This window comes from Type-D symbiont of Plautia stali, assembly GCF_001485335.1.
Classification (GTDB): Bacteria; Pseudomonadota; Gammaproteobacteria; order Enterobacterales; family Enterobacteriaceae; genus Pantoea; species Pantoea vagans_C.
Genome location: NZ_BBOC01000038.1, coordinates 1 through 13297, shown reverse-complemented (window position 1 = coordinate 13297; position 13297 = coordinate 1). Strand labels below are relative to the sequence as shown.

The window sequence follows — 13297 nt, the reverse complement described above, 5'->3', positions numbered from 1 at the left end:
TAGAAGGTGCAATTTCCGTCATCTATAATCGAAGAGCATTTTTTTGATAGGGAGTCTGTATGTTTAAATTTGACATGCAAATAGAACAGAATTACGCCTCGTTTTTTGATGCCGAAAGCGGTAACGCTGTCTTTGTCGATTCATTTGATAATGAAGAGTTCGATGTCAGAATGGGAACGTTAAGTTTTAGCACCCACATCGCCACTGTTCATGCATTATCAAATGAAGAGCTCAACAGGAAACTGAGCGAGGTTGCTGCACAGCATTATGATCATCACGGAACAACAACTTCTCGATTTACAAGCTGATATCAATGACATCCTCGCTGAGGACTGCGCCAGAATTCATTTTACTTTCCATGCCGCATTTGAACGCTTAAATGACCCGAGAAATAATCCACCGATTACCTTGAATGAACTGAATAAAGTTTTTCAATCATTCATTGAGCGCCATCTCACTACTATTTTAGATTACGAGGAAGGAACACGCTTTGTATTAAAATGCAATAAAACACACTTGCATTTCCCCTGCGCTATCACTCATGACCGCCAATTAGGGAAATTATGGGTTGTACAAAATGTCATTACTGTCATGCGTAAAAAAGATTTTAAATCGCCCGACAATTTTCTGGTTATAAACTGATTAATACATCATATGCTTATCTCTGATCCTACCCTTCAATAACCACGCCAAGGAGAGACGATGACGCAACTGAATCAATACGGTCAGCCAGTGGGATTTGCCCTGCCGGGCTGGCAGCCAGTGGACGTTCCGCCCGCCGAGACGCTGAAAGGGCGATTCTGTACTCTTGCACCGCTTCATATCTCCCATACCCCCGCCCTGTTTAGCGCTTTTTCCCTGGCACCAGACGATCGTGACTGGACGTGGTTGGGTGCGACTAAGCCGACGTCACTGGCTGAGATGCAAGCGTGGATTAGCGGCAAATGCCATGACAGCGGATTGGTCAGCTATGTGGTGATCGATCATCGCAGCCAGCAGGCGGTGGGTGCCGTGTGTTTCGCCAATATTGACGGACAAAATGGTGCGATTGAGATTGGGCATGTCACCTGGTCACCCCTGATGCAGCGCAATGTGCTGGGCAGTGAGGCGATCTTTCTGCTGCTTCAGCAGGCGTTTCAAATGGGCTATCGTCGCGTGGCATGGCGCTGTGATTCCACCAACCTTGCCTCTCGTCGCGCAGCAGAGCGTCTTGGCTTTACCTTTGAAGGGCGTTTTCGTCAGGCCATGACACGCAAACAGCGCAATCGCGATACCGATTGGCTTTCGATGATAGACAGTGAATGGCCGCAGGTTGAGCGCGCATTAAAAGCATGGTTGTCGCCTGCAAACATCGATGACAACGGGCGCGAACAGAGTAAGTTGCGTGCATTTTTGGGCAAGTGCGCATAAATGCGCACCCTACGAAAACAGCAAAACGTCACCCTATCGCGCACCATCTGCGGCAGCCAATACCGCACACAATCATCGTAGGGTCGCCATTTATGACAATCATAAACCACGCACGATCATCGTAGGACGCAGCTGTTGGCCGCCCGTCTTCAACTACTTCATCAACACCTGAAACTGCGGGTTAAACTCGTCAAAGATCGGCAGCGCCGCTGCGCCAAGTGCTGCGGTATCACTGCCGGTCATGCCGGTTTTCAAGCGTGAGCCGGTCAAATAGCGCCCGCGCACCGACTGATAAAGCGGAGGCAAGCGTTGAATGATCTTATCCAGCAGTGCCGCTGGCATCATGCCGCCGATGATCACGCTCTCCGCATCAAAAATGCACTCCAGCATATTGATGGCCTGACGCAGTGGCGTCAGCATGGTATCGATCCAGCGATCGAACAGCGCCGCATCGACCTGCAGTAAATCTTCCGGCAGTGCGGTCATCGGGTCCAGACCACAAAACTCATAGGCGGCCTGTAAAGAGACATAGCGCTCCAGACAACCCTGATTGCCGCAATAACATTCGCGTCCACCCGGTTCCACCACCACGTGACCAATTTCACCGGCGTTATGTGCATGACCACTGTAAACATGACCATCCATCAGAATACCCGCGCCCAAGCCGGTACCAATGTAGAGATAGATAAAGGAATTCAGTTGACGCGCCACGCCATGAAAGCGCTCGCCGATCGCCGCGACGGTGGCATCGTTCTCCAGCGTCACTGGCAAATGACTCAGTTCGCCCAGCCGCGCTTCAATATCCACCTGTTCCCAACCGTGCAGCGTGGTCGGCCCAACCGAAGAGATGCCCTCTACGCCAAACGGGCCCGGCATCACCACGCCAATGCCCAGCACTTTCTGCCAGCGGGCACCCAACTGGGTTTTCATCTCGGTCAGCACTTCCGCAATGCGCGCTAAAGTGGCATCGGGTTGGGGCTTTTGCACCAGCATAAGGCGGCGGAAGTGAATTTCACCGGTGAGATCCACCAGCACAATCAACAGCGTTTGGTGATCCAGATGAATACCGATGGAGAAGGCACTGGCAGGATTCAGCGTGACGGGAATCGCAGGTTGTCCGCGCCCCTGCTTGCGCGGTTGACGGCTAGAGAGCAGTTCCGCCTCTTCCAGTTCAGCGACGATATTCGACACGGTTTGCGGGGTGAGCGCCGTCAGGCGGGCCAGCTCAGCCCGCGTCAGTTCGCCGTGCAGGCGGATCGCTTCGATGATCACGCGTCGATTGTGCGCGCGTGCATGCTCCAGATTGGTTCCCGATGTTTTCATGCTGCTTCCCTCTCCTCACCCGCGACTGACCGCGCATCAATATCTATGATCGTCGGCACATTTTACAACCTGTTTACCTGACAGCGGCAAAAATCTGTGCAAAGTAGTGTGCAGCGGCAACACGATTTATGCCCTGGCACGTCACTTGCTTAAGCTTACCGATGTCAGCCGCAGCAATCTGACAACCTGTGCGCGTAATTAAATCAATCAAATTGATTTAATTAAACACCCTCTTCTTGCATCAAGGCGGAAAATGTTATGAAAACCCGGTTCTCGACCACATTGAAAGGCTGTGCCATCGCGGTTTTACTCGCCAGTGCCGGTCACGCAGCAGCAGCGACCACGCTTAATGCGTTGTTCATGACTCAGGCGGCGTACAGCGAAAATGATATCCGCGCCATGACGCAGGAGTTCCAGAAAGCCCATCCGGACGTACAGGTGAATCTGGAGTTTGTGCCTTACGAAGCGCTGCATGACAAGATTGTGGCGGCGCGTGGCGCAGGCGGTAATGGCTACGATGTGGTGCTGTTTGATGCCATCTGGCCAGCGGAATTCACCAAGTTCGACCTGCTGCAAGACGTCAGCAGCCGCATCGCGGCGGATGAAAAAGCACAGATCTTCCCCGGTGCCATGAACACCGTGGTGTTCAACGGTAAAACTCTGGGCATGCCGTGGATCCTCGATACCAAATATCTCTACTACAACAAAGCCATGCTGGAGAAAGCCGGTATCACCACCCCGCCGCAAACCTGGCAGCAGGTGATCGACGACTCGCGCATCATCAAGCAGAAAAATATCGTTAGATATCCACTGGTCTGGAGTTGGTCGCAGGCTGAAGCCCTGGTGTGTGACTACACCACGCTGGTCTCTGGCTTCGGTGGCAAGTTCTACAACAACGGCAAACTCGACTTCTCCAGTCCAGCCTCGTTGCAGGCGGTTAAGCTGATGAAAAGTTCGCTGGATGAGGGTCTGACTAACCCGGCTTCGCGTGAATATCTGGAAGAGGATGTGCGTAAGGCGTTCTCCAACGGCGATGCGGCCTTCGCGCTGAACTGGACCTACATGTACAACATGGCTAACGATCCAAAACAGAGCAAAGTGGCCGGTCAGGTCGGTATTGTCCCTGCTCCAGGTGATGCGCCGGGTAAATTTGGTGCGGTCAACGGGTCGATGGGCCTGGGTATTGCTAAAGGCAGTACCCATCCTGATCAGGCCTGGCAGTACATCAGCTACATGACTTCTCAGCCGGTGCAGAACAAATACGCCACCTTGAGCCTGCCTATCTGGAAAAGCTCCTATCAGGATCCTGCGGTACTGAAAAATCAGTAAAGCCTGATCGCCGCCGCTGACAAATCGCTGAACGTGATGTTGTCGCGTCCTGAAACCGCCGATTATTCCCGTCTCTCCAATACCTTGCAGCAGCAGTTGCAACAGGTACTGGTGGGCAGCGCCACGCCGGACGCCGCCATGCAGACGGTGGATAAAAGCGCGGCGCGTCTGCGTTAAGGGGTCAGCATGCTGAGTTTGCGTCAACGCGAACAACGGCAGGCATGGGTGCTGTTAGCACCCATGTTACTGGTGATGCTGTTGCTCACCGCCTGGCCGCTGCTGCGCACCATCTGGCTCAGCTTCACTGATGCCGCCTTAATCGGCAGCGGTGAAGCCCCCGGCTGGGTGGGCGTGGAGAACTATCTGTTCGCCCTTACCGATCCCGATTTCCAAAGCTCGCTGTGGCGCACGCTCTACTTCACCGTGGTGTCGGTGGCGTTTGAAGGGGTGATCGGCGTGCTGGTGGCGCTGCTACTGAACCAGAAATTTGCTGGCCGCAATGTCCTGCGCGTGCTGGTGATCCTGCCATGGGCGCTGCCCACCATTGTTAACGCCATGATGTGGCGTCTCAATTTCAACCCCGATTACGGCAGCATCAACGCCCTGCTAACCCAGCTTGGCATCATTGATGGCTATCGCAGTTGGCTCGGCTCGCCTGATTCGGCACTCAATGCCGTGATGTTTGCCGATATCTGGAAGAACTATCCTCTGGTTACCCTGCTGGTGCTGGCGGCGTTGCAATCCATTCCGGAGGACCTGTTTGAAGCGGCACGTCTGGATGGTGCCTCGGCATGGCGGCGTTTTCGCGCCATCACCTTACCGGCGATTGTCGGTCCCCTCAGCGTCGCACTGGTGTTGCGCACCATCGATGCCTTCAAGATTTTCGACATCATCTATGTGATGACGCGTGGCGGCCCGGTGGACAGCACTAAAACCCTGAGTTTTTACGTGTATCAGGAGTCGTTCAGCTATCTGCGCGCGGGCAGCGGTGCGGCTTACGCCATGTTGATGACGTTGCTGTGTGCCGTGCTGATCACGCTGTATATGTTGTTACTGTGGCGTCAGCGCCGCAAAGGGAGCGCGTATGAAGGCTAAATTGCGCAGCACCGCGAAGTACGCTGCCGCGCTGCTGGTAGCGATTTCCGTACTGGCACCGATGGGTTGGCTGTTCTTAATGAGCGTCAGCGCCACCAGCGATCTGACGCGTGTACCGCTGGAGTGGCTGCCGCGTCAGTGGGATTTCAGCCGTTATGGCAGACTAATGTCGCTTGAACCGGGTCAACCCGGCGCGCTGTTTCTGCACGCCATGGGCAACAGTCTGCTGGTGGCAACTGGCGCAACGATCATATGCTTGCTGCTGGCTATCCCGGCCGCATTCAGCTTCTCTCGCTATCGCGGTCGTGATGGTTGGCTGTTCGCCTCACTCGCCATTTACATGGTGCCGCCGGTGGCTTTTGTGCTGCCACTCTATTTCTTGCTGCAGCAGTTTGATCTGCTTAACACCCGCCCGGGTTTGATCATCGTGTACTGCTCGCTGATCCTGCCGTTCCTCACCTGGATGCTGAAAAACCAGTTCGACACCTTACCGCAGGATATCGAGCAAGCGGCAAGGTTAGATGGGTTGCGCGTCTGGCAAGTGCTGTTACGCATTACGCTGCCGCTGGCAAAACCAGTGCTGGGTGCTGCAGCGCTTTTTGGCTGGCTGCTAGCGTGGGACGAGTTCTTCTATGCCTTGCTGTTCACCAGCAATATCGCCGCGCAAACCCTGCCGGTGACCATTGCAGGCTTTACGGCTGGCCGTGCCACCGATGATGGATTGATCGCCGCTGTCGGTATTCTGGCCTCTGTGCCCCCCTTATTTATTGCTATCTGGCTGCAGAAAACCCTGGTCAGCGGCCTGGCCAGTGGCGGGAGCAAAGGATGATCGCGAACATGGACTCCACCGCCACCCTTTATGTGGTGGGCAATATTAATGTCGATTTGATTATGGGTACGCTCGACAGCTGGCCACAGCGCGGCACCGAAGTGATGCTTAATCACAGCGAACTGCGTCCGGGCGGATCGGCCGGTAACTGCGCACTGGCGCTGGAGGCGATGCAGGTACGCCATCGCGCGGTAGCCAACCAGGGTGATGACGGCTTGAGCGCTTGGCTGGCGAGTCACTTTCCGCATAGCGCTGCACACTGGAAACGCTATCGCTGTGAAACGTCACTCACCGTGGGCGTCACGCACTCGGATCATGAGCGCTCGTTTCTCAGTAACCTCGGTCATATTGTGCGACTCACCGCAGCCGATGTGCTGGACCAGCTGCCACTGCGTGCGACGGAAGGCGATATCGTGCTGCTGTGCGGCACCTTCTTATGCCTGCATCTGTATGACGAGTATCCACAGTTGCTGAGTGAGTTGCAGCAGCGCGGCTACCTGACGGCTGTCGATACCGGCTGGCCGCCGCAAGGCTGGACGGAAACCGTGCGCGAGCAGTGTGCCCGCTGGCTACCGCTGTGTGACTGGTTGCTGCTGAATGAGGTCGAAACCTTAGGCTTAGTGGGTCTGGACGATCTTGCTAACTGCGCTCAACAGCTAGCGCAACAACTCAGCGGACGGGGTGGCTGCGTGGTGAAATGCGGCGCACAAGGCGCGGGCTGCTGGCAAGCGGATCAGCAGATCAGCCAGTTGGCACGTCCGGTGACGGTGGTGGACACCATCGGCGCGGGCGACAGCTTTAATGCCGGATTTCTCACCGCGCTACTGCATCAGCAAGACATCACTACCGCTTTGCAATGGGGCATCGCGGTGGCTTCACTGGCAATCAGTACCTTGCCGCGTCGCTATCCCGACTGGCATCAACTGCAACTTTCCGCACAGGAGCGCTAAATCATGGCCAGTGTTGAACTCGTAAAAGTGGCCAAGCGCTACGGAAAACAATCGGTTTTGCATCCGCTCGACCTCACTATTCCCGACGGCAGTTTCACCGTGCTGGTCGGCCCGTCCGGCTGTGGTAAATCCACCCTGTTACGCCTGCTGGCAGGGCTTGAGAGCCTGTCGGATGGCGCGATCCTGATGGATAAAGTCCAGATCAACGATCGCGATCCCGCCGACCGCGATATCGCCATGGTGTTTCAAAGCTATGCGCTCTATCCGCATCTTACCGTGGCGGAAAACCTCGCCTTCCATATGCAGGTCAAGAAAGTGAAGCGCGAAGAGCAGCAGAGCAAAATCGAGCGCATCGCCGGGATTCTCGGCATTGATAAGCTGCTGCAGCGCTATCCTCGCGCCCTGTCCGGCGGTCAACGACAACGCGTTGCCATGGGCCGTGCAATGGTGCGCAATCCACAGGTTTTCCTGTTCGATGAACCGCTCTCGAACCTTGATGCACAGTTGCGTATGGAACTTCGTGCGGAGATTAAATCCCTGCACCAGCGTTTCAAAACCACCATGGTGTATGTCACCCACGATCAGGTGGAGGCGATGACGTTGGCCGATCAGATTGTGGTGATGCGCGAGGGCCGTATTGTGCAACAGGGTGCGCCTCTGGCGATATACGATCGACCGGCAGACACTTTCGTCGCCCGCTTTATCGGTTCCCCGCCAATGAACCTGTTACCAGCCCAATTGATCACGCGTGATGGCGTGTGCGGCGTGCAGTGCCAGGACTTGTGGCAACCGCTACCTGCCCGTTGGCAAGCAGCGGGACGTGAACGCGAGGGTGCTCACGTGACGCTCGGCGTGCGTCCCCACGACCTGATTGAGGCCGAAACCAGCGCGCTGGCCACGGTTAAAGTGGTTGAAATCACAGGGGAATCGACACTGCTTCACCTGGAGTGGCACGGACATGCGCTGCATATGCAAATCGCCGGACGCCATGCGGCAGTGAGTGGCGATCAGATTCGTATTGGGTTAAGAGCCGAAAAGATGCACTTGTTTGATGCAGAAACCGGCTTGCGATTACCTGAGATCGCCTGATAGCCATTTTAAAAATATAAAAAAGCCACCCAATTGGGTGGCGAAAAAGATATTTAATTTGATGCATAACAACGATGGTGGCAGGCACTCATTCCTTAAGCACCGTACCCTGATTATTTTACCGATCCGGCTATTTTATTCTGTCATTGCGGTTTAAAGAAAGCGTAAAACTTACTTCGCACGTTAACAAAATAATAAAAATCACCAGGTCTTACCGATATTAAACTGGAACTGTTCCGACTTATCGCCATCATATTTCTTCAGCGGTAAGGCGTAAGAGAATACTAAAGGCCCAAGTGGTGATTGCCATTGCAATGCCAGACCGCTGGAAACACGAATATTCGTGGCATCACCGTAATCCGGCACGCCTGCGGCTTCCGTTGCGGCAGTATTTTGCCATTTGGTGTCCCACACTGTACCGGCGTCAACGAAGAACGAGGTGCGTAACGAATCGGCGTAACGGTCGCTAACAAACGGCGTCGGCACAATCAGTTCGGTACTTAACACCGCCATGGCGTTGCCGCCCACCGCATCGTCCGACTTGTTCACCGCACAGCCGCCGTAACTGCTCTCGCTGCCAGTGCAGCTATAGTACGCCGCTTTAGGACCAATGGTGTTGGACGAGAAGCCACGCACCGAGCTGGAGCCACCCGCATAGAAGTTGTCGTAAAACGGCACTTCTTTCCCGCCAAAACCGTCAGCATAACCCGCCTTGGCACGCCCCATTAACACCCAGCGATGGTCTTTGCTGATCGGCACATAGGCGTTGGCATTCAGCGTCGTTTTGTAATAGCTGTTGGTGGAACCCGGAATCGTGACTTTAGTGTTAAACCCAGCACTCACGCCTGATGTCGGGAAGAAACCACGGTCCAGTGAGTTATAGCCCCAACCCACATTCCAGAAGAAGTCGTTGGCGGTGAACTTCTCGCTGCTGGTGGCGTAGTCATCGTCATCATCGTTATCCGTCTCAATGACTTTCGGATGAATGCCTTGTGAGCCGAGATAACGCCACATCGCCACCTGCGGTGCCATATTACTGACGCGGTTATAGCTGTAGTCCAGCCCGGTGCTGAGGTTGCTGTTTTCGCTGATCGGGAAGCTTAAGGTACTGCTGGCGCCAAGACTTTTCAGCTTGTACTCAGACAGGTCGTTATCTTCCGCGCTGTAGTCGTTATAGAACAGCTTGCCGCCGAGGCTGACGCCATCCACGGTGAAATACGGATCGGTGGCGGAGATCTCCACATAGGTCTGGTAATCGTTTTTGGTGCCGCTGAAGCCAACCGTGTTACCGGTGCCCATCCAGTTATCCTGGCTCACGCCAAGCTGATAACTGATGCCGCTGTCGGTGCCGTAGCCCAGCCCGACGTTGAAGGTGCCGGTGTTGCGCTCCTTCACTTTATACACAACATCAACCTGATCTGGGCTGCCCGGCACACGTTGGGTGTCCACATCCACGGATTCAAAATAGCCGGTACGATTGAGTCGCGCCTTACCCTGATCCACCTGATCGCTCGCCAGCCACGCCCCTTCCATCTGACGCATCTCACGGCGCAGCACGGAGTCTTTCGAGGTGTCATTACCGGAGAACTTCACCTGGCGCACATAGAAGCGACGTCCCGCATCCACGTTGAGATGCAGCTTCACCGTTTTATCAGCATCGTTAATTTCCGGCTGGGTGCTGACCTGCGGGAAGGCATAACCGTAACGTCCGAGCAGGGTTTTAATCGCCCCTTCGTTCTCGGTAATTTTGGCACCGCTGTATAATGAACCGGCCGGTAAATGCGCAAGTTTCTCAATTTCCGCCGAATGGCCTGCCATATCACCGGTTAAAATAACGTCGGAGATATGATAAACATCGCCTTCATGAATATTCACCGTCAGATAAATACTTTTTTATCTGGCGTTAAACTCACCTGCGTCGAATCAAGATTAAAGCGGGCATATCCGCGATCGAGATAATAACTGCGCAGCGTTTCTAAATCGCCCGCCAGTTTCTGTTTCTGGTATTTTTGGTCGGCGACCAAATTCCACCACGGCACATCATCGCGCAGCTGAAAATGTGAGATCAGTTCGTCGGATGAGAACGCATGATTGCCAACGATATTGATCTGTTGGATTTTAGCGGAGACGCCTTCGGTAAAGATGAACTTCAGATCGACACGGTTACGTGGCAATGGCGTCACCACCGCTTTTACGCTCGCGGTGTATTTACCGACGCTGTAGTAGAAATCTTCCAGTCCTTTTTCGATATCCGATAATGTCGTGCGGTCCAGCGCTTCACCCACGCGCACGCCTGAAGCGTCCAGATTTTGCTTCAACTGATCGTCTTTGATGGCTTTATTGCCCGAGAACGAAATGCTGGCAATCGCCGGACGCTCTCGCACTTTGATCAGCAGGACATCGCCGTCGCGCAGGACCTGAACGTCTTCAAAGTTGCCGGTGGCGAACAGCGCGCGGATGGTGCTGCGAATATCATCATCACTGACGCGATCGCCCACACGCACCGGCATACTCAGCATCGCCGCACCCGGGGCAACGCGCTGTAAGCCATCAAAGTGTATGTCTTTGAGGGTGAAATCATCTGCACCAAAGGCAGTGGTGGTTACCATGAAAAGTAACCCGGTTAACATCTTTTTCATCTGCTATGAGCCTGCCGTTTTTCCTGTGCCTGATTCAAACGCCTTTCTTCCGCACCACATAAAAACGGGCTGAACACGCGGTTCAGCCCGTTAGTTGCGGCGATATGTTCCGGAAAAAAGACCACTGAGCCAAAGGTAAATTCAGCGCGACTTACGGATTTTCGCTTACCTTACAATAAGCTGAAATGCTCCTGCTTAAATCTCACCAGAAGAATTACCCTTCTGCTGTGACAGGCTGGAAAGTCCGACGGTTAAAACCAGTGACAACCACCAGCAAGACCATCATTAATAGCTCGACACCCAAGGTGCCCGAGATGGCCGCCAAATGGTTACCGTGCAGATTAATTTGCGTGAACACGCCACCCAGCAACATCGGGCCTAACCCCAGTGCCGACTGCTGCACCGTGGATAACACGGCACTCCCCGCGCCAGCTTGATGATGCGGTACGCCACTCATGCCAATACGATAGAAAGTGCTGACGATAAATGACTGACCAAAGCCAATCAGGATGGTGGCTGGGATCAGCGTGAACACGCCAACGTTCGGCCAGGCAAGCTGGAAAGTGGCGATCAGAGCCAGCAGGCCGATCATCTGAATGCCGCAACCCGTCAGCAGCGTGGCGCGTTTGCCAAAACGCTCGACGATACGCGTTGAACGCATTGAACCGATAAAATAGGCCGCCCCCAAAGCGATAAAGGCGTTACCGGACTGGAACGCGCTCAGGCCGATGCCTGATTGCAGCGTCAGCGCCACCGCAAACATAAAGCCGCTCCAGCAGGAGAAGAACAGCACCGCCAGGGTTAAACCGAAGCGCACACTCGGCAGACGCAGCAGTGAAGGTGGCAACAGGGGCGCACCACCACTGGCTTCAAGACGCAACGAACTCTGACGCAAACGGTGTAGCAGCACCGGGAACAGCACTAATAGCAGAATGCACGGCCAGGACCAGTGCAGCAGCGGGCCGAGCGCCAGCGCCAACATCAGGCAGCCTATCGCCCCTGCTAGCAGCAAGGTGCCACTGACATCCACCTGCACGCGCTGGTTGTTATGCGTTTCGGGTACAAAGCGACGGGCGGTGATCAGCACAAACAGGCAAATTGGCAGGTTAATCAGGAAGACGCTGCGCCAGCCGTAACCGCCAATATCCGCTTTGATGAGAAATCCGCCCAGTACTTGCCCGATAATAAAGGCCAGCCCACCAATGCCGCCATACAGACCAATGGCGCGCGCGTGCTCCCTACCCTTCATGGTGACATGCATGGTGGCGAGTATTTGTGGCACGATAAATGCAGCACCCACACCCTGCAGTGCGCGGGCAAACATTAACAGTCCGACGCTGTTGGCAATGCCGCATAATAAAGATGCAATACCGAAGATCCATACTCCTGCCAGGAATACGCGACGCCGACCGTAATTGTCCCCCAGGCGTCCACCCATCGCCAGGCAGATGGCAAAGGCAATGCCATACACTGCGACAATTAACGCCAGTTCGATGGAGGTGGCGCGCAGCGTGTGCGCCATGGCATCTAACGCCACGTTAACAATGGAAAAATCGATCATGGGCAAGAGTTGCCCAGCCAGCAGGACCACCAGTCCCGCTCGTTGAAGTTGCGATGTGTGCATCGGTTTTAACCTTGTTTTTAGTTGCAGTACGGCATAGCATCACCTAACAATTAAACGGGTACCGGTCTTTGTTTATCATGGTATAAATACTACCCGTCTCGCCTGGAGATCCATTCATGAGCACCGCTGCTGCGTTCGTCACCGCTGAACAGAATAACCGCAAACTGTTGGGCACTTTTTTGCGCACGCGTCGTGAAAGCCTCGACCCCAATCGCCTCGGTTTACCGCATATGCGCCAGCGCCGCACACCGGGTTTGCGACGCGAGGAAGTGGCGCAGTTAGCCGACGTGGGCGTGACCTGGTATACGTGGCTGGAGCAAGGGCGCGATATCAAAGCCTCGCCCAAAACCTTGACGGCGATTGCCACCGCGTTGCAGTGCAATGATGTGGAAACCCAGCATCTGTTTTCCCTGGCGGGGCATTCGCTGCCTTCGGTGCGCGTTGCCGCTGCCTGTTGCAAAATTGCGGCGCACAATCAGCAGATGCTGGATGCCATTCAGTTACCCGCCATTATTGAAACGCCGCGCTTCGATATTCTCGGCTACAACGCGGCATGGTGTGCACTGATGGGTGTCGATCTTGCGGAGATCGCCGTGGAGGATCGCAATTGCATCTGGCTGGCCTTTAATCATCCTGGCTGGCGCAAGGCGTTGAACGACTGGGATGAGGTGATGCCGCAGATGGTGGCGATGTTCCGCGGGCAGATGGGAGAGCATTTGGGCGATCCGCACTGGGAGAGTTTCCTCGCCCGCCTGTTGAATAGCTCCGATGAGTTTGCTCAAACCTGGCAGCGCTATGAATTGGGCCAGGTTGAGAACCGCGTGAAGCGTTTTTATCGTGAAGAAGTCGGCGAAATGACGCTGCGCCAGAATAACTGGTGGTCAGCATCACGCAACGGCGATCGCTTGCTGGTGTATGTGCCTGATGATGAGCAGAGTGCGGTGTCGTTGCAGAGGTTGATCGGGTAGGCGGTACTAGCAGTGACGCCGTCTGGGGGCGTACCGGGGCT

At 54.8% G+C, this 13297-nt stretch carries 10 protein-coding genes and 2 pseudogenes; 9 read left to right on the top strand and 3 right to left on the bottom strand.

The genetic code is table 11. The features are described from left to right. Positions 1 to 59 precede the first annotated feature (59 nt). Genes PSSD_RS26600 through PSSD_RS13420 form a run of 3 tightly spaced genes read left to right on the top strand, consistent with a single transcriptional unit; the run spans position 60 to position 1410 of the window. Positions 60 to 308 (top strand): hypothetical protein, encoded by a 249-nt coding sequence (locus tag PSSD_RS26600; protein WP_072034423.1) that lies wholly within the window; start codon positions 60 to 62, stop codon positions 306 to 308. After that, a complete protein-coding gene (locus PSSD_RS13425; protein ID WP_058972575.1) occupies positions 268 to 642 on the top strand; it encodes a hypothetical protein in 375 nt (124 codons plus the stop codon). The genes PSSD_RS26600 and PSSD_RS13425 overlap by 41 nt, the downstream gene beginning before the upstream one ends. A 60-nt stretch (positions 643 to 702) precedes the next feature. Then, positions 703 to 1410 carry a GNAT family N-acetyltransferase gene (locus PSSD_RS13420; protein WP_058972574.1) on the top strand — a complete coding sequence of 236 codons (708 nt, stop codon included), beginning with the start codon at positions 703 to 705 and terminating at the stop codon, positions 1408 to 1410. Between the two features lie 153 nt (positions 1411 to 1563). Here PSSD_RS13420 and PSSD_RS13415 read toward each other — a convergent pair whose 3' ends face one another. Continuing rightward, the gene (locus PSSD_RS13415; RefSeq protein ID WP_058972573.1) at positions 1564 to 2733 is read right to left on the bottom strand and encodes an ROK family transcriptional regulator; all 1170 of its coding nucleotides are present in this window, start codon (positions 2731 to 2733) and stop codon (positions 1564 to 1566) included. A 258-nt stretch (positions 2734 to 2991) separates the two neighbouring features. On the opposite strand from PSSD_RS13415, the pseudogene PSSD_RS13410 reads away from it, so the two are divergent. The 5 genes and pseudogenes from PSSD_RS13410 (at position 2992) to PSSD_RS13390 (ending at position 8025) form a co-directional block, all read left to right on the top strand. Then, a pseudogene (locus PSSD_RS13410) lies at positions 2992 to 4239 on the top strand (extracellular solute-binding protein). A 9-nt stretch (positions 4240 to 4248) separates the two neighbouring features. Continuing rightward, positions 4249 to 5157, top strand: coding sequence for a carbohydrate ABC transporter permease (locus tag PSSD_RS13405; protein WP_039332610.1), 909 nt, complete (start codon positions 4249 to 4251; stop codon positions 5155 to 5157). Beyond that, positions 5147 to 5986, top strand: coding sequence for a carbohydrate ABC transporter permease (locus PSSD_RS13400; protein ID WP_039332612.1), 840 nt, complete (start codon positions 5147 to 5149; stop codon positions 5984 to 5986). Before PSSD_RS13405 ends, PSSD_RS13400 begins: the two co-directional genes overlap by 11 nt. A gap of 8 nt (positions 5987 to 5994) precedes the next feature. Continuing rightward, complete coding sequence (locus PSSD_RS13395; RefSeq protein WP_058972605.1) at positions 5995 to 6936, top strand: carbohydrate kinase family protein; 942 nt, start codon at positions 5995 to 5997, stop codon at positions 6934 to 6936. Between the two features lie 3 nt (positions 6937 to 6939). Then, entirely contained in the window at positions 6940 to 8025 is a 1086-nt protein-coding gene (locus PSSD_RS13390; RefSeq protein ID WP_058972572.1) for an ABC transporter ATP-binding protein, read from the top strand. Between the two features lie 201 nt (positions 8026 to 8226). On the opposite strand, the pseudogene bamA reads toward PSSD_RS13390, so the two are convergent. Together bamA and PSSD_RS13380 are read right to left on the bottom strand one after the other, a co-directional pair. Continuing rightward, positions 8227 to 10664, bottom strand: a pseudogene (gene bamA, locus PSSD_RS13385) (outer membrane protein assembly factor BamA). 214 nt (positions 10665 to 10878) lie between these two features. Beyond that, on the bottom strand, positions 10879 to 12288 hold the full coding sequence (locus PSSD_RS13380) for an MFS transporter (protein ID WP_039332618.1): 1410 nt from the start codon (positions 12286 to 12288) through the stop codon (positions 10879 to 10881). A 116-nt stretch (positions 12289 to 12404) separates the two neighbouring features. Between PSSD_RS13380 and PSSD_RS13375 the strand changes: the two genes are divergently transcribed. Then, positions 12405 to 13256 carry a helix-turn-helix transcriptional regulator gene (locus PSSD_RS13375; protein WP_058972571.1) on the top strand — a complete coding sequence of 284 codons (852 nt, stop codon included), beginning with the start codon at positions 12405 to 12407 and terminating at the stop codon, positions 13254 to 13256. The last annotated feature ends 41 nt before the right edge of the window (positions 13257 to 13297 follow it).